We start from the raw sequence: 17,635 nt of genomic DNA, 5'->3' as shown, positions 1-17,635 counted from the left end.
GCGAGTGTTCAAGTAAAAATCTACCGGCCTGTTCCAGCCCCTGTAAACGACGAGTACCGGCCCCGGGGGGTTGCGTATCACTCTGAGCAGTGGCGATATAGGCGCCTAATAAAATTTCAGGGGTCGTTGTATGTCGCTCGCCACGTTGATTCATCGCGCCAGTCTGCCCAGCCCGCAGGTGTCTGCGGAGCAAGCGCTAGAGCTGCTGGAAGAACATTACGGGCTCAGTGGCAGGTTGCAGGCCCTTGGCAGCCAGCAAGACCTGAACTACCGCGTCGACAGCGAGCGGGGACGTTTCGTCCTGAAAATCTGCCGTGGTGACTACTCGGTACTTGAGCTTGAGGCGCAGCATGCCGGGCTCAAGCACTTGGGCGAGCACCCCGATGTCCATGTGCCGCGTGTCATTGCGGCGAAAAACGGTGCAGACCTGCTGTCTCTGGACGTTGGCGGCCAGGCAGTGCACGTTCGTCTGCTCGATTACATCGAAGGCCAGCCGTTGACGAGCCTCAGCCATTTCAACCCGACGATGGTGTCCGGCTTCGGTCGTCTGTGCGGTGAAATGGACTTGGCCCTGGCGGACTTCGACCATCCGGGTCTGGTGCGAACCCTGCAGTGGGACGCCCGCCATGCTCACGCCCTGATCGCGCACTTGCTGCCGGTGATCAAGGATGAAGACCTGCGCAAACTGATCGTCGAAGCGTCCGGGCAAGCCGAGCGGCATTTGCAGCCACTGGAAGACAAACTGCCGGTGCAGGCCATTCACATGGACATCACCGACGACAACGTGGTGTGGCAGCGCGATGCGCAACGCCACTGGCAATTGCAAGGCGTGATCGACTTCGGCGACCTGGTGCGCACCTGGCGCATAACCGATCTGTCGGTGACCTGCGCTGCGCTGCTGCATCATGGCGAGGGCGATCCGTTCTGCATCTTGCCAGCGGTACAGGCGTATCACGCGGTCAATCCGTTGCAACACGAAGAGCTGCTGGCGCTGTGGCCGCTGATCGTTGCCCGCGCGGCGGTGCTGGTGCTCAGTGGCGAACAGCAGGTCAGCATCGATCCGGGCAATGCCTACAGCCGCGATAACCTGGTCCATGAATGGGAAATCTTCCGTGTGGCCACCTCGGTGCCGTTGGCGTTGATGGAGGCGGCGATCCTCACGGCCGTCGGCCAGAATCTTCCGGCCATCGGCAGTGAAGGCTTTGCGCCGCTGTTGCCGAACCTGGTGGGGCGTGAATTCGCCTTGATCGACCTGGGTGTGCTCAGCCCGCATTTCGAGGCCGGGAACTGGGAGCAGGAAGGCGTCGACCAGCGCCTGCTGGATGAAGCGGCCTCGGCACATGGCCTGGCGGCCAGTCGTTACGGGCAATACCGCCTGTCCCACACGCGCCCGGACAGCGCCATCGAGCCTGATACATGCCCGCTGCACGTCGAGTTGCGTGTGCCACAGGGCACGGCGGTCGAAGCGCCGTTTGCCGGGGTGGTACATCACCCGTCCACCGGCGTGCTGCAACTGGACGGCCCGCATTTGAGTGTGCGGCTCTGGGGTGTCACGCCGTCGCTGCACAGCGGCGCGGCACTGGTCAAAGGCCAGGTGCTGGGTTCGGTCAGCGGGCCGTTGATCGTGCAGTTGTGCCGTGGCGGGTCGATCAATGCACCGTTGTTCTGCACGCCATCGCGCGCCGCCGCCTGGCAGGCGCTGTGCCCATCGCCTGCGGCGCTGCTGGGGCTGGCTTGCGACGCGGAAGCAGAACTCGACGGAGCGACCTTGCTGGCCCGCCGCAACGCCAGTTTCGCCCGTACGCAAAAGCATTATTACGTCGACCCGCCGCGCATCGAGCGTGGCTGGCGCAACCATTTGATCGACATGCAGGGGCGTTCCTACCTCGACATGCTCAACAACGTTGCGGTATTGGGCCACGGTCACCCGCGCATGGCGGCGGTTGCCAGTCGCCAGTGGTCGTTGCTCAACACCAACTCGCGCTTCAACTACGCGGCCGTGGCCGAGTTCTCCGAACGTTTGCTGAAGCTGTCCCCCGACGGCATGGACCGTGTGTTCCTGGTCAACAGCGGTAGCGAGGCCAACGATCTGGCGATTCGCCTGGCGTGGGCCTACAGCGGCGGCCGCGACATGCTCAGCGTGCTGGAGGCCTACCACGGCTGGACGGTGGGTGCCGACTCGGTGTCGACCTCGATCGCCGACAACCCCAAGGCCTTGAGCAGCCGCCCGGACTGGGTGCACCCGGTGACCGCGCCAAACACCTATCGCGGTGAATTCCGTGGCCCCGACAGTGCGCCGGATTATGTGCGAAGCGTCGAGCACAACCTGGCGAAAATCGCCGGGCAGAAACGCCAACTGGCCGGCTTCATCTGCGAACCGGTGTACGGCAATGCCGGCGGTATTTCGCTGCCACCGGGCTATTTGCAGCAAGTCTATGCAATGGTTCGGGCCCAAGGCGGCGTGTGCATCGCCGACGAAGTGCAGGTCGGCTACGGGCGCATGGGCGATTTCTTCTGGGGCTTCGAAGAGCAGGGCGTGGTGCCGGACATCATCACCATGGCCAAGGGCATGGGTAACGGCCAGCCGCTGGGCGCGGTCATCACTCGCCGGGAAATCGCCGAGGCGCTGGAGGCCGAGGGTTACTTCTTCTCGTCCGCCGGTGGCAGCCCGGTCAGTTGCCAGGTCGGCATGGCCGTGCTGGATGTGATGGAAGAGGAAAAACTCTGGGAAAACGCCCAGGTCGTTGGCGGGCACTTCAAGAAGCGCCTCGAAGCGCTGATCGATATTCATCCGTTAGTGGGCGCGGTGCATGGTTCCGGTTTCTACCTGGGCGTCGAGCTGATCCGCAACCGCGAAACCCTGGAGCCGGCCACCGAAGAAACCACCGCGCTGTGCGATCGTTTGCGTGAACTGGGGATCTTCATGCAGCCGACCGGCGATTACCTGAACATCCTCAAGATCAAGCCGCCGATGGTCACTTCGCGCCAGAGCGTGGATTTCTTCGTGGACATGCTGTCGAAGGTGCTGGCGGAAGGCTTGTAAACCGATCCACTAATGAATGCGAGCCAATGTGGGAGCGGGCTTGCTCGCGAAGAGGGCGGTACATCCGAAGGATTTCTTGCGCCTGGGGTATCGTTTTCGCGAGCAAGCCCGCTCCCACATGAAGGGTGCTATTAATTCGATTGATATCGGCTTTTTATCGACAATTTTTGTAACTGTGGATTGATGGTGCTTTAAAAGCCGATATTTATCGGATATAAAGTCGCCACAGCCCACGGCGTTTACACATACGCTTCCATTTCTGTCAGGTATCAATGCCACTCCGGAGTCCTGAGCCATGACCACGTTGAACAGCACCCCTCGCGCCGACGGCTTCTACATGCCAGCCGAATGGGCACCCCAAACCCAGACCTGGATGATCTGGCCCGAGCGCCCGGACAACTGGCGCCTGGGTGGCAAACCGGCACAAGCCGCGCACGTGGCAGTGGCCAAGGCCATCGCCCGATTCGAACCGGTGACCGTGGCGGTTTCCGCCGGCCAGTACGAAAACGCCCGTGCCCGTCTGGACGTGCCGAATATTCGTGTGGTGGAAATGTCCAGCGACGACGCCTGGGTTCGCGACTCCGGTCCGACCTTCGTCATCAACAACAGTGGCGAAGTCCGTGGCGTGAACTGGGACTTCAATGCCTGGGGCGGTTTTGACGGCGGCCTGTATTCGCCGTGGAACCGTGACTCGCAGGTCGGCGGCAAGATCCTGGAGATCGAGCGCAGCCCGCGCTACTGCACCGAAGGCTTCGTGCTCGAGGGCGGCTCGATTCACGTCGACGGCGAAGGCACGCTGATCACCACCGAAGAATGCCTGCTCAACCGCAATCGCAACCCGCACATGAATCGAGCGGAAATCGAAGCGGTCCTGAGTGCGAACCTGGCTGTGGATAAAATCATCTGGCTGCCGGATGGCTTGTTCAACGACGAAACCGACGGTCATGTGGATAACTTCTGCTGCTATGTGCGTCCGGGCGAAGTGCTGCTGGCCTGGACCGATGATCCACAGGACCCGAACTACCCGCGCTGCCAGGCGGCGATGAAAGTGCTGCAAGACAGCACCGACGCCAAGGGTCGCCCATTTACGGTGCACAAGATGCCGATTCCGGGGCCGCTGTTTGCGACCGAGGAAGAATGTGCCGGTGTCGATCCGGTCGATGGAACCCAGGAACGTAACCCGACTGTTCGTCTGGCCGGTTCCTACGTGAACTTCCTGATCGTCAACGGCGGCATCATCGCGCCGAGCTTTGACGACCCGCAGGATGGCCCGGCCAAGGAAATCCTGCAGAACCTGTTCCCACAGCATGAAGTGGTGATGGTGCCTGGCCGCGAACTGTTACTGGGGGGCGGCAATATTCACTGCCTTACCCAGCAACAACCCGCGCCGCACAAGGAGTGAGTGAGGTTGTAACAGCTTGAGTTGATTGCGAAATTCCTCAGGCTGTCGATTAGCCCGCGGCATTGCACAGAGCCCGCAGCCCTTAAGGGCTGCGGGCTTTTATCCGTTTGGCCACACTTCAGAAACCTTGGCACAGCTCTTGTATCTCTACTGTTGTAACTCGGGGAGGGGGAGGACTTCGATGTTCTGTCATAAACCTTGGATAAGTTAGCCGCTCACAAACCGGGAGAGAGCGCGGAAATGAACGCCGAAGTGAATGTAGTGAGCGACAAGGCGTTGCATCCCCTGGCAGTCAATAGCGAATCGCTCCAGATTCTGGCGCACTGGTTCAAGTCCAATGGAATGCGTCAGATCAGCGAAACTGATCCGCGCCGGACGATGATCGAGCGTTACCCTGCTGGTTTATTCAGCGAAGCGGAACTGGATGCGTTGTGGGATGTAATGGAAGGATAAGAAGAACAACAACGGATTGATCAAAAAAAGCGCTGCCGGGATGGCGGCGCTTTTTTTTTTGCACGCAGATTCATGCAATCACCACTATCCCTTGTGGGAGCGGGCTTGCTCGCGAAGGCGCCGTGTCAGTCAGTATGAGTATCGACTGATCCACCGCTATCGCGAGCAAGTCGGATCGCCGCACCGCCGCTCCCACAGGTTTTGTGTCGTGGTCAGAAACTGTAAGTGCCTGTCACCACCAGGCTACGCGGTGCCCCCGGCTGGATCTGAAAGGCGCTGGTCGCCGACGAGTAATACGTCTTGTCGCTGATATTGTTCAGCGCTGCGCGCAAATCCCAATCCTTCTGACGGAAACCGGCCAACGCATCCCAGCGGCCATAACCCGGCAACACGGAGGTGTTGAGGTTGTCGGCATAGCGGTCGCCAACCAGGGTCAAGCCGGTTTCGGCGTACCAGCCCATTTCCGGTTTCCAGGTCAGGAACAGGCTGCCGTTGTGCTTGGCCACGTTGTTGATGCGCTTGCCTTCCAGGCCGTTGTTGTCCTTTTCGATGGTTGCGTCCTGCAGACCCACGCCACCGCGCATGTACCAGTTGCCGGCAATCCTGCCGGCGGCGGTCAGCTCGATCCCGCGAGAGCGTTGCAGCCCGGAAAGCAGGGTAATGGTCGGGTTGTTCGGGTCGCTGGTACGACGGTTGTAGAGCTCCAGCTCATAGATGGCCAGCGTGGTGCTCAGGCGATCGTCGAGCCAGTCACTCTTTACCCCGATTTCCTTCTGTTTGGTCAGCTCCGGGCTCAGGTCATTGCTGTTACCGGCCGCGCCCGGGGTGATGCCGATCAGGCCACCGCCGACCGGCGAGAACGTCTTGCTCCAGGAGGCGTAGAAGGAGTGGTTTTGCAGCGGCGTCCAGACCACGCCAACGCGAGGGCTGGTGCTATGGCTGTCACTGTCTTCGGAAATGTTGCGCACCTTGTTGGTCGACTCGATATCGAACGTGTCGTAACGCAGGCCGGTGAGCAATTGCCATTGATCGTTCAGGCGCAATTGATCCTGTACATACACCGCGCGGCTCTCAACCTCGGTGTGGGTGTTGCTCGACACCACCATGCGCCCGGTATGACGCAAATTGCGGTCGGGGCTGTACAGGTCCAGCGCCGGCACCGGTGAACTGCCCGGCCCGGAAGTGGCGGCGGTGTACAGCAACGGGTCGCGGCGCTGGCTGCCGATTTCGATGCCGGTGAGCAAGCGGTGCTCCAGGCCGAAGGTATCGAAACCACCTTCGAGCTCGACGTTGTTGTAGACGTTGCGGGTGTTCAGGTCCTGCTGCCAGTGCTGGCGTGTGACCTTGTTGGTGGCCGGGACATAGCCGGACAGGTAGGTATTGTCGAAATCGCTGTCGAGCTTGAACACACCCAGGGTCTGGCGCAGTTGCCAGTTGTCGCTCAGTTCATAGGTGAGTTTCGAGCGCAGGGACTGCGCCTTGTCGTCGATGAAATCGTTTTCGCCGCCGTAGGTCGTATCGCGTCCCACGTCTGCCGGGCGACCGTTGACACCGGGGATGCCACGATCCGGCGTGCGGTTGTAGCGGCTGTATTCGTACTGCACCAACCAGTTCAGATCGGGTGTCAGTTGCCAGCTCATCGAGGGCGCAAACAACTGGCGATTGCCACTCACGCCATCGCGGAAGCTGTTCTCGTCCATGTTGCCCATGTTCAGGCGCAGGCTGATGTTCTCGGAAGGGTCGGTGCTGAGGTCGGCATACAGGCTGCGCAAGTCCTCGCTGCCGCCCTGGGCTTCAATGGTCGAGCGGTGACCGAACTCAGGCAGTTTGCTCACCCGGTTGACGATGCCGCCCTGGCTGCCACGGCCATACAGCACGGCGGCGGGGCCTTTCAAAACGTCGATGCGTTCGATGTTGTGCAAGTCGCGCACGTATTGGCTGTCGTCGCGGATGCCATCGAGATAGAAGTCGTTGCTGGCGTCGAAACCGCGGATGCGCAGGCTGTCGAAGCGTGTGTCGGCGCCGCTGCTGACGTTGGGGATGCCACTGAGCGCCGTGCCCAGATCGTTGGTGCCGTAATCCACCACGTTCGAGGTTTTGATCGAGTCGATGGCTTGTGGCACGTAGCGCACCGGTGTGGCGGTCCGGGTCGCCGTGCTGGTTTGGGTCACGCGCGGGTCGTCGGCTTCAGCTTCGGCGCTGATCGATGTGGCGGGTAAGGTGGTCGGTGCAGCGTAGGAAAAACCGGCAGACAACAAGGCAGAAAGCCCAAGGCTGCAGGGCGCAAGGCGAAAAGGGGCAGGCATTGAAAAGCGCATCCGTAGGATTTTTTGGTTGAAGCGTGTAAGAGGTGCGAATAGTAATGCTTGCCATTTACTGCTGTTAGTTGTAATTGAGATATATTATCATTTGATTGTTTCGAATTGTGTCTGAATTGATGCAGAGGATTTACGCAACCATTCGACCGATTCAAGCAACAGACTGAAAGCCAATCCGGCGTTTTTCCGAGGCCGCTGCGGCACTAATCTGCCGACATCGAATTTTCCTGAATTTCTGTCGGAGCTTTTCCATGATCCTGCATTACATCTACGACCCATTGTGCGGTTGGTGCTACGGCGCCAAACCGCTGGTGCAGGCCGCCCAGGCTGTGCTGCCCGTGATCGCCCGCGGCGGCGGCATGATGACGGGGGCCAATCGGCAAAAGGTATCGCCACAACTGCGCAGTTACGTCATGCCCCATGACCGGCGCATTGCCGAATACAGCGGGCAGCCGTTCGGTGAGGCCTATTTCGAAGGATTGCTGCGTGATCACACTGCGTTGTTCGACTCGGCTCCACCCATCGCTGCGGTGCTGGCTGCCGAGCAAATGGAAGGTCGCGGGCTGGAGTTGTTGGGGTGTTTGCAAAGTGCTCACTACGTGGAGGGGCGCCGCATCGCCGACGAGTCGGTACTGTTTGAACTGGCCCACGGCATGGGACTGGACCGTCAAGCCTTCGAAAGAGCCTTCAAGGCGGTCGACACCGAAGGCCATATTAGGAACAGCCGGGCTTTCCTGGCCAAGGTGGGCGGGCAGGGTTTTCCGACCCTGGTGCTTGAGGACAATGACCAATTCACCCTGATCGATATCGGGCCATGGCTGGGAAAACCCCAGGCATTTGCGCAGTGGCTGAGTCAGTCGCTGCCCGAGCAGGGGGCATTCATTCCTGTAGCAGCCTGTGGCCTTGAAGGTTGCACCGATTGAATATTCCTGCCACGTAAAGCAGTTTCTTAGACGATTTTTACCTATTTGTAGATGTTTCATGAAATTGACACATCATTGAGGGCGCGGCTACGATTCGGCCCAACGCCTGTGGCCGACCGCCACGACTCAAAAACAATAAAAGGCCCGCCGCGAGCAATCGTGGGCGGGCCTTTTTGTTTTCGCATTGAAACAAGAGCGCGATAGCGCCGTTCCGGCCGTTCGACACAGCGCGTATCAACCGAATCAAGGAAAAAAACAAAATGTTGAACAAGCGAATCAGCCTGATCGCTCTGGGGATGTTGAGCGCTACACAGGCCATGGCGAACGACCAGGCCGAATCCAAGGGTTTTGTTGAAGACAGCAGCCTCAAAGTGCTGCTGCGCAATGCCTACATCAATCGTGACTTCAAAGACGGCAACCCGGATAAATCCGAGTGGGGCCAGGCGGCCATCGGCACGTTCTCGTCCGGCTTCACCCAAGGCACCGTGGGTGTGGGTGTGGACGCTTTCGGGCTGTACGCACTGAACCTGGAACGCAGCGAAGACCGTAGCGGCGCGCAAGGCATCGACTTTTTCAAAAAGGGCGACAGCGGTCAGCCGGCTGACGACCTGTCCAAAGGCGGCGCGGCGATCAAATTCCGCCTGTCCAGCACCACCCTGACCTACGGCGACCAGATGCCGGCCCTGCCGGTGCTGAACTACGACAACTCGCGCCTGCTGCCGGAAAGCTACACAGGTACCTTGATCACCTCCAGGGAAATCAAAGGCCTGCAACTGGACGCCGGGCGCTTCACCGCCGAATCGCGCAAAAGTGCTGAAGGTCGTGACAGCGGTGGCTTGAAGTCGATCAATGTATTGGGCGGTAGCTACCAATTCACCGAGCAATTCAAGGCTGCGCTGTATGCTTCCGACGTCGAAGACGTGCTGAAGAAACAATACGTGAACGCCAACTACGTGTTCCCGATCGACAAGGATCAGTCCCTGACCCTGGACTTCAACGGCTACCGCACCAAGCTGGAAGATTCCTACGTTCGCGAAAACGGTATCACCGGCGACGACAACAAGATCTGGAGCCTGGCCGCCACCTTCATCACCGGCCCGCACTCGTTCACCCTCGCGCACCAGCGCAGCACCGGCGACAGCAACCTGGGCTACGCCTATGGCGGCTACCAGAAAGATCAAGGCCGCGTCGGCGACGGTGGCAACACCATCTACCTGGCGAACTCCTACTGGTCCGACTTCAACGCCGAAGACGAACGCAGCTGGCAAGTCGGCTACGGCCTGGACTTCAGCACCTTCGGTGTACCCGGCCTGAGCTACAACGTGGCCTACGTGCGCGGTGACAACATCACCACCTCCACCAGCGAAGGCGGCACCGAGCGCGAAATCTTCAACCAGTTCAAATACGTCGTACAAAGCGGCCCGGCCAAAGACCTCAGCGTCAAATTGCGCAGCTCGGTCCTGCGCGTGTCGCAGAAGTCGAGCGAGTACAACGTCAGCGGCAACGAGGTGCGTGTGTTCGTGGATTACCCGATCAACATCTTCTGATGATCGGTTGCGGCATCTAGGCCTGATCAAAGGCTGAGAAAGAAAAAGCCCCGACTGGTTCGGGGCTTTTTTTAAAAAACGCTGAAACCAAAGACTGATTGCCCTTATCCATTCTGACACCTAGAATTCACGCTATACGCCAATGACGCATAGCAGGGACTGCATGATCTTCATCGAGACGCCGATTTTTACCGCTGACCTTCCAGGTCATCTCGGCGATCACGAATATGGAGAGTTTCAGCAGTATCTCGCCGAGCATCCCGAGGCTGGTGCTTTGATAGAGGGTACCGGCGGGCTTAGAAAAATCCGCTGGTCCGCGCATGGCAGGGGCAAAAGCGGTGGCGTAAGGGTGATCTACTATCACGTAACCTCTGCTTTTCAGATACGTTTGCTACTGATTTACCGCAAAGGGATTCAAGATTCCCTTTCGGATAGAGAAAAAGCAGTTCTTTGTGCCATCAATAAAGGATGGAAATAATGGAGAAAAATCTCTTCGATCGTCTTGTTGAAAGCATGACGCAGATGGATGAGATCGACCGTGGTGAGCGGCAGCCATCGCGTGAATTCCATGTCGATGCTGCACAGGTCAAAAAAATTCGCCTCGCAACGGGACTTTCCCAGGTAGCGTTTGCCAAGCGAATTGATGTTCCCGTGGGAACATTGCGTAATTGGGAGCAGGGACGTCGTGATCCTGAGGGACCTGCCCGTGCACTGTTGCGAGCGATTCATAACGACCCGGAGCATGTACTTGCAGCGTTGGGCTGCTGATCAGTCGATTTCAGCGTTTTCTGTCCCCTTCACAAAAAAGCGCAGCTACTTCAGGCTGCGTTTTTTGTTGGATGGCGGACCGCATTGATCTGGACGTTTCCGAGATGAGTCTTACAGCCTTGTCTTTCCAGGTAGAGGGTGTACTGAGGTTTGTGTAAACGGTCATTAGGCGCACACTGCCTTTCCCAAGGAGTTTCAATGACCGAGCCAAAGCGCACCAAACGAGTCAAACCCGACCCTGAGCTGGTGAGGCTGGCCGACAGTCTGTTGGCCAATTACCGAAAGCCTGAGGATTTGATCGGCGAAAATGGCTTGCTTAAGCAGCTCACCAAGATGCTTGTCGAGCGCGCCCTGGAAGCTGAAATGACCGAACACCTGGGTCATGACAAAAGCGCAGCGGTGACCAATGCAGAAGGAAATGCACGCAACGGCCATAGCGGCAAGACGCTCAAGGGCGATTTTGGCGAGCTACCGCTGGAGATTCCCCGTGACCGTCAGGGTATGTTCGAGCCCCAGCTGATTTCCAAGCACCAGACACGCTGGACCGGCTTCGATGACAAGGTGATTTCACTCTACGCCCGTGGAATGACTGTTCGGGAAATCCAGGGACATCTGGAGGAAATGTATGGAACCGAGGTCTCTCCCAGCCTCATCTCGGCGATCACCGACGCGGTCAGTGAAGAGGTCAAGGTCTGGCAGTCGCGCCCTCTGGACGAGCTCTACCCGATCCTTTACCTCGATTGCATTCACGTCAAAGTGCGCGACAGTGGCGCAGTCAGAACCAAAGCGGTTTACCTGGCCATTGGCGTCAACATGGACGGTCGCAAAGAGGTGTTAGGGCTGTGGATCGCCCAGACGGAAGGCGCCAAGTTCTGGCTGCAAGTCGTTACAGAGCTTAAAACCCGCGGGGTAAAGGACATTTTCATTGCCTGCGTGGATGGGCTCAAGGGCTTCCCTGAAGCCATCGAAGTGGTCTATCCGCAAGCATCGGTTCAACTGTGCATCGTGCACATGGTGCGCAACAGTCTGAAGTTCGTGTCCTACAAGTATCAGCGCGAGGCCGCCGCTGACCTCAAACTCATCTACCGCTCGACGACCGTTGAAATGGCCGAGCAAAAGCTGACCGACTTCGAGGCCAAGTGGGATGATCGATACCCTCTGATCAGCCAGTCATGGCGCAAAAACTGGGCGAGAGTCATCCCCTGTTCGATTATCCACCGGAGATCCGCAGGGTGATTTACACCACCAACGCCATCGAGTCGATCAACATGAGCTTGCGCAAGGTCACCAAAAGCAGAGCCTAATTCCCGACTGACGATGCGGTAATGAAGCTCTTTTATCTGGCGCTGAACAACATCAGCAAGAAGTGGACAATGCCAATCAGGGACTGGGCGGGGGCCTTGAACAGGTTCAGTATCCAGTTCGAAGACAGGCTTTTGCAGGATTAACAGCAACCCCGTTTACACAGAATTCAGTACACCCCTCCAGGTATGCCCAACTCATTACACCACGTAACGAATGTAGTTCCCGCCCCCACCTTTATCCCTTCCAGCAAACTCCCTAAATTGAACTCCAACGCCTGTCCCATCATCCCGACGGAAGGTCACTGGAGTTTCCCTCATGCCTTTCGTAAGCGTACGCATCACCCGCGATGGCGTTACCACTGAGCAGAAAGCTCAGGTGATTGCCGAGATCACTGAAACACTGGAACGCGTCCTCAACAAACGCCCTGACCTGACCCACATCGTGATCGAGGAAGTCGACACCGATAACTGGGGTTACGCCGGAATCACCACCACCCAGTACCGCAAACCTGGCCGAGGCGGAGGGGCAGTCATGACGTCCTCCGTCACCATCGATTTCATCTCCGATGTGGTGTGCCCCTGGTGCGCACTGGGGGCGACGGCGCTGGAGCAAGCGATCGAGAACGTGGCCGGGAAATCTCGGTCGAGCTGACCTACAAGCCGTTCGAGTTGAACCCGGATATGCCGGCCGAAGGTGAGCAAGCGGTCGAGCACTTGATGCGCAAGTACGGGAGAACGGCCGCCGACGTCGCCGCCGGCAAGGCCATGCAGATCGCTCGCGGCGAGGCCATCGGCTTCAAATTCGATCTGGAGAAGCGCACGCACTTCTACAACACCTTCGATGCACACCGTTTGTTGCTGTGGGCGTTGCAGGAAGGGCGGCAGGTCGAGCTGAAGAAGGTGCTGCTACAGGCCTACTTCAGCGAAGGCCAGAACCCGAGCGATCAGTCGACACTGGTGCGTCTGGCGACTGAAGCGGGGCTGGATGGGGCAAGTGCACAAGAGGTGCTGGCGTCCGGCGCGTTCGCAGAAGAGGTGCGAGAACTTGAAGCGTACTACCGGCAGCGCGGCATCAATTCGGTTCCGGCCATGGTGCTGAACGGTCGCCACTTGGTGTCCGGTTCGCAATCGGTCGAGTACTACGAACAGATGTTGCGACAAATGGCCAAGGCACCGGCCGAAGCCTGATCACAGATTTTCTACCCCACTTTTTATTGTCAGAGGTCTTCATCATGAGCATTTCGAAAAAAGTCATCGTAATCACCGGCGCATCCCAGGGCCTTGGCGACGGTATGGTCAAAGCCTTTCGTGAACTCGGCTACCGCATCGTCGCCACTTCGCGCTCGATCAAGCCGTCCACCGATCCGGACATTCTCACCGTAGCCGGCGACATCGGCGAGCCGGAAACCGCCCAGCGTGTGATCCGTGAAGCGATTTCCCGTTTCGGTCGCATCGATACCCTGGTCAACAACGCCGGGATCTTCATCGCCAAGCCGTTCACCGCGTACACCGCAGAAGACTACGCCAATGTGTTGTCGGTGAACGTCAATGGCTTCTTCTATATCACCCAACTCGCCATCGCCGAGATGGAAAAACAGGGCAGCGGCCACGTCGTCAATATCACCACCAGCCTGGTGGACCACGCCATCGACGGCGTGCCATCGGTATTGGCATCGCTGACCAAGGGCGGCCTTAACGCGGCAACCAAATCCCTGGCCATCGAATACGCCAAGCGCGGGATTCGGGTGAACGCGGTCAGCCCAGGCATCATCAAGACCCCGATGCACGGCGAAGAAACCCACGCAGCGCTGGGCAACCTGCACCCGGTCGGGCACATGGGCGAGATCGATGATATTGCGCAAGCGGTCGTGTATCTGGACGGCGCCAAGTTCGTCACTGGCGAAATCCTGCACGTGGACGGTGGTCAGAGCGCGGGTCACTAAAAGCGCTTTGCCAAACCCCGGAAACAACAAAGCCCTCGTATTGCTACGAGGGCTTTGTTTTGTATGGTGCGGCATCAGGAATCGACCCCGGGGCCTACTGATTACAAGACCGTTGCTGCCTGCGCGCGCGTGCTTGGCAGCTTCGCCAACACCCGCCCACGACTGGAAAAGCACGATGAATCAATTCGCCATCCTCTACGAGGAGCGCTTCACCAGACCGTACATCTAGATTATGATCGCGCTGCCGCCTGACCGTAATCCTCTATACAACGGGCCATTCCCCCGATCGCTACCCGATTCTACCTCGTTTGGCAGCAAATGCCGCGTTGGGCCTCCCGCACTGGCACCAATTATCCCAAGCGTATTGCGAATAATAGAAAAGATGATCTTTATAAGAAATAATAAGCTTTTCTCCTGCTTATACTTGCTGGCAGTCGTCATAACCATCGGCGTGGTGTACTCACTGGGCTTCCGGGAAGCGGCAAGCCAGATTGCGACCCAGCCCGAGCGCCTGAGAAACTTCACGTTCCCCATCTGGGAGCAACACGCTTTTTCGCAGCACGGTTTCCTCGTCTTCTATTCGATGGAGGACTACGCAAATAAGATCGCGTATTCCAACCACGCCACGGCTTATCTGTTCTACATGTACGCCCTCTATAAAGTGGAAATGTATGTGTCGGCATTACCGATGAGAGTGACAGGGGCTTTCCTGAACATCATTTCGCTGGCAGGCGTTACGTTCTTTTTTCTGTCCCGTCTGGTGGAAAAGCGCCTGGCATTCGGTCAGGGACTGTTGATTCTGTTATCGGTCGTATTCATGGTGTCGATGCCGGGATTCTGGATTTCTTCGGCCAGATTCAACGTCGACAATACGTTCCCATTGATATTTGCGTTCCAGGCGCTGGCTGCATTCTTGATCTGGAAAAATCGGGAACGGTCCGGAGCGGTCATGACAGTGATCGTTTTGTTTGCCGTGTTTTCTCCGATCTCGGCGGCGTTGCTGGGCGCCGCCTTGCTGGTTTGGGCATGCCGCAGCGACGGTCTCGACAGACGGATGTGTCGTCTGGCATTGGTCGCCCTCGTTGCGGCCGTTGCCTTCTATCTGCCGTCCCCACTGATATCGAAGGCACTGGGCTTCACCTCGTCCAACAGCGGCTGGCTGTTTCGCGCTGGCCTGGATGGCGACACCACTTATTTCACCAACATCGTGAAGTCGGTACTTGTTCCGCAGTTCCCGCGGCCATTTCCGACCATTGCCGTGCCGATCCTGTTCCTGGTAGCCCAGTTGGCCTGTTTCCGCATGATCAAACGGCGTGAACCTGCCGGCGTCGCGGCACCGGCGGGGACCTCTCCGTTGGCCGGCATCCGCATGTTCTACTTCCTGCTTTTTTCGCAATACGTGATGACCAGCCTGCTGTGGCCGCAGGCCGTTGCCATTCATCCGTACCTGTATGACTACCTGCTGATGGCACCGGTTTTCGTCGCGATTGTTCTGACTTTTGCGTACAAACCTTCACCGGCTGCGTTGCGTTTCTGGGCACTGGCGCTGTTGTTCTGCATTTCCTTCCATCTCCAGCAGGTCGCGCAGGCAAAATGCCAGGGGTGTTACTACCCGGGCGCCTGGGACGCGAGTATCAAGCAGCCATGAAGACCGTCGCCATTCTCCAGTCGAACTACATACCCTGGAAGGGCTATTTCGACATGATCGCTGTCGTCGATGAGTTCATCCTCTACGACGACATGCAGTTCACCAAGAATGACTGGCGCAATCGCAACCTGATCAAGACACCGCAAGGCGTCCAGTGGCTCAGCGTGCCTGTCGGGCAAGGCATCAGTCGCCGCATTCGCGATGTCGAACTGGCGCCGGCCTGGCAAGCCAAGCACTGGAAAACGTTGCAGAGCAACTATCGGCGAGCGCCTTTCTTCGATGAGGTCGCCCAGTGGCTCGAGCCGCTCTATCTGGTGGAGACCCACACGGGCCTGTCGCCGATGAACCGGAAGTTCATGGAAGCGATTTGCCGATACATCGGTATTGAAACCCGCATTACGAATTGCTGGGACTATATGTCTACCGGCGACAAAACCCGGACTGCCCGCCTGGTGGACCTTTGTCAGCAGGCCGGTGCGACGCATTACCTGTCGGGGCCGGCGGCAAAGGACTACATCGAGGCGCCGCTGTTCGACGCCGCTGGCATTGCGCTGCAATGGTTCGATTACGCCGGCTTCCCCGAGTATCCGCAACTCTGGGGGGAATTCACCCATGGCGTCACCGTCCTGGATCTGCTGTTCAATTGCGGCAAAGACGCGCACCGTTACATGAGGCATGTCAAAGCATGAAGCTGTCCATTGTCGCCACGCTTTTCCGCTCGGCCAAGTTCGTCGAGGAGTTCCATCTCCGTGCAAGCCAGGCGGCACAACAACTGGTCGGAGACGATTACGAGATCGTACTGGTCAACGACGGCTCACCGGATTCAAGCCTGGAACTGGCCGTCCAGTTGAGCGAAGCCGATCACCACGTGGTGGTCGTCGATCTCTCGCGCAACTTCGGCCACCACAAGGCCATGATGACGGGCCTGCGACATGCCTGCGGTGAACGTGTCTTCCTGCTCGATAGCGACCTGGAGGAAGATCCGGCATGGTTGCTCTCGTTCAGCGAGCAGATGGAGCGCGAAAAGGCCGATGTGGTCTACGGTGTCCAGCAGCAGCGAAAAGGCAAGCACTTCGAGCGCTGGACCGGGCAGGTGTTCTACAAACTCTTCCGTTTCCTCAGCGGGCTGGATATGCCCGACAATATCGTCGTCGCCAGGCTGATGTCGCGCCGCTATGTGGACGCGCTGATTCAGCACGACGAACGCGAGTTGTTCATGGCGGGTCTGTGGGTCATCACCGGCTTCGATCAGCGTGCGCAGGCCATCGTCAAGCGCAGTCGTGACGAGACGACTTACACGCTGGGAAAGAAAGTGGCGCAACTGGTCAATTCGATTACTGCCTTCAGCAGTGCACCGCTGGTGGGAATCTTCGGCGTGGGCTGCGCGATCTTCCTGCTGTCGGCCGCCTACACGAGCTTTCTCGTCGTCAACTGGCTGCTCCTGGCGAACCCACCCAGCGGCTATACGTCGCTGATGGCTTCGATCTGGCTGCTCGGCGGCCTGATCATCGCATTCGTCGGCGTGGTCGGGATTTATCTCGCCAAGATCTACTCCGAAGTCAAACAGAGGCCCTACACTATCGTCCGGAACGTCTACCGTCAGGCTGAGGCGCGGAGCATCGAATGAAAAAACTCATTATTTTTGGTCTCACCGACGCCGCCGAGCTCGCACTTTATTATTTTTCCAACGACTCCGACTATCAGGTCGAGGCGTTTGCCGTCGATCCCGCCTACATGCCGGCCAACAAGAGCTTCAAGGGATTTCCGGTGGTGGCATTCGATGAAGTCACCCAGATCTACCCACCAGACCGGTATGTCTTTTTCGTCGCGCTCGGCTATTCCAAGCTCAACCAGATCCGCAAGGAAAAATATCTTGCGGTCAAGGCGCTGGGCTACGAAATGGTCAGCTACATCAGTTCGCGAGCCTCGGTGCTGACAGAGGACATCGGCGAGAACTGCTTCATCCTGGAAGACAATACCGTTCAGCCCTTCGTGCGCATCGGCAACAACGTGACCATGTGGAGCGGCAATCATGTCGGACATCATTCGCGTATCGAGGACCACTGTTTCCTGGCCTCGCACATCGTCGTATCCGGCCGTGTGACGATCGGGGAAAGCTGTTTTCTCGGCGTCAACGCGACCCTTCGCGATCACGTCACCATCGGCGAGAAATGCATCATCGGCGCCGGCGCCCTGATTCTTGGAGATGCTGCTGCCGAAGGCGTGTACGTCGGACAAGCCACCGAACGGTCGCGCGTGCCGAGTACCCGCGTCAGGAACATCTGA

13 protein-coding genes and 3 pseudogenes are annotated in these 17,635 nt (G+C 58.3%); 15 read left to right on the top strand and 1 reads right to left on the bottom strand.

The annotated features are described in order from the left end of the window. Window positions 1-130: 130 nt before the first annotated feature. The 3 genes from RS887_RS26310 (at window position 131) to RS887_RS26300 (ending at window position 4,898) form a co-directional block, all read left to right on the top strand. Window positions 131-3,043: an aminotransferase gene (locus RS887_RS26310; protein WP_322617675.1), complete on the top strand. Its 2,913-nt coding sequence runs from the start codon at window positions 131-133 to the stop codon at window positions 3,041-3,043. A gap of 295 nt (window positions 3,044-3,338) precedes the next feature. Next, a complete protein-coding gene (gene aguA / locus RS887_RS26305) occupies window positions 3,339-4,445 on the top strand; it encodes an agmatine deiminase (RefSeq protein ID WP_322617674.1) in 1,107 nt (368 codons plus the stop codon). 240 nt (window positions 4,446-4,685) lie between these two features. Continuing rightward, on the top strand, window positions 4,686-4,898 hold the full coding sequence (locus RS887_RS26300; RefSeq protein ID WP_007972820.1) for a hypothetical protein: 213 nt from the start codon (window positions 4,686-4,688) through the stop codon (window positions 4,896-4,898). A 212-nt stretch (window positions 4,899-5,110) separates the two neighbouring features. On the opposite strand, the gene RS887_RS26295 is transcribed toward RS887_RS26300, so the two are convergent. Next, entirely contained in the window at window positions 5,111-7,204 is a 2,094-nt protein-coding gene (locus RS887_RS26295; protein WP_322617673.1) for a TonB-dependent siderophore receptor, read from the bottom strand. Between the two features lie 263 nt (window positions 7,205-7,467). Between RS887_RS26295 and RS887_RS26290 the strand changes: the two genes are divergently transcribed. From RS887_RS26290 to RS887_RS26235, 12 genes and pseudogenes are all read left to right on the top strand, one after another. Next, window positions 7,468-8,139, top strand: coding sequence for a DsbA family protein (locus tag RS887_RS26290; protein WP_322617672.1), 672 nt, complete (start codon window positions 7,468-7,470; stop codon window positions 8,137-8,139). A 260-nt stretch (window positions 8,140-8,399) separates the two neighbouring features. Beyond that, window positions 8,400-9,686, top strand: coding sequence for an OprD family porin (locus tag RS887_RS26285; RefSeq protein ID WP_322617671.1), 1,287 nt, complete (start codon window positions 8,400-8,402; stop codon window positions 9,684-9,686). A 163-nt stretch (window positions 9,687-9,849) separates the two neighbouring features. After that, complete coding sequence (locus tag RS887_RS26280; RefSeq protein WP_322617670.1) at window positions 9,850-10,164, top strand: hypothetical protein; 315 nt, start codon at window positions 9,850-9,852, stop codon at window positions 10,162-10,164. Beyond that, window positions 10,164-10,454 (top strand): helix-turn-helix domain-containing protein, encoded by a 291-nt coding sequence (locus tag RS887_RS26275; protein WP_111286691.1) that lies wholly within the window; start codon window positions 10,164-10,166, stop codon window positions 10,452-10,454. Before RS887_RS26280 ends, RS887_RS26275 begins: the two co-directional genes overlap by 1 nt. 198 nt (window positions 10,455-10,652) lie before the next feature. Further along, window positions 10,653-11,902 (top strand): annotated as a pseudogene (locus RS887_RS26270) (IS256 family transposase). Window positions 11,903-12,074: 172 nt separating this feature from the next. Beyond that, window positions 12,075-12,294, top strand: a pseudogene (locus RS887_RS26265) (tautomerase family protein). Then, window positions 12,291-12,946, top strand: a pseudogene (locus RS887_RS26260) (DsbA family oxidoreductase). The pseudogenes RS887_RS26265 and RS887_RS26260 overlap by 4 nt, the downstream one beginning before the upstream one ends. Before the next feature lie 44 nt (window positions 12,947-12,990). Further along, window positions 12,991-13,701, top strand: coding sequence for an SDR family NAD(P)-dependent oxidoreductase (locus tag RS887_RS26255; protein WP_057712436.1), 711 nt, complete (start codon window positions 12,991-12,993; stop codon window positions 13,699-13,701). Between the two features lie 424 nt (window positions 13,702-14,125). Next, window positions 14,126-15,349, top strand: coding sequence for a hypothetical protein (locus tag RS887_RS26250; protein ID WP_322617669.1), 1,224 nt, complete (start codon window positions 14,126-14,128; stop codon window positions 15,347-15,349). Beyond that, window positions 15,346-16,038, top strand: a complete 693-nt coding sequence (locus RS887_RS26245; protein WP_322617668.1) for a WbqC family protein — start codon at window positions 15,346-15,348, stop codon at window positions 16,036-16,038. Before RS887_RS26250 ends, RS887_RS26245 begins: the two co-directional genes overlap by 4 nt. After that, window positions 16,035-16,976, top strand: a complete 942-nt coding sequence (locus tag RS887_RS26240) for a glycosyltransferase family 2 protein (protein ID WP_322617667.1) — start codon at window positions 16,035-16,037, stop codon at window positions 16,974-16,976. Before RS887_RS26245 ends, RS887_RS26240 begins: the two co-directional genes overlap by 4 nt. Continuing rightward, window positions 16,973-17,635, top strand: a complete 663-nt coding sequence (locus RS887_RS26235) for an acetyltransferase (RefSeq protein ID WP_322617666.1) — start codon at window positions 16,973-16,975, stop codon at window positions 17,633-17,635. Before RS887_RS26240 ends, RS887_RS26235 begins: the two co-directional genes overlap by 4 nt.

The sequence above is a fragment of the Pseudomonas sp. BIC9C genome, from assembly GCF_034541995.1.
GTDB classification, from domain to species: Bacteria; Pseudomonadota; Gammaproteobacteria; order Pseudomonadales; family Pseudomonadaceae; genus Aquipseudomonas; species Aquipseudomonas fluorescens_CC.
The sequence above is the reverse complement of the archived record's forward strand: the minus strand, read 5'-3'. Positions and strand labels throughout refer to the sequence as shown.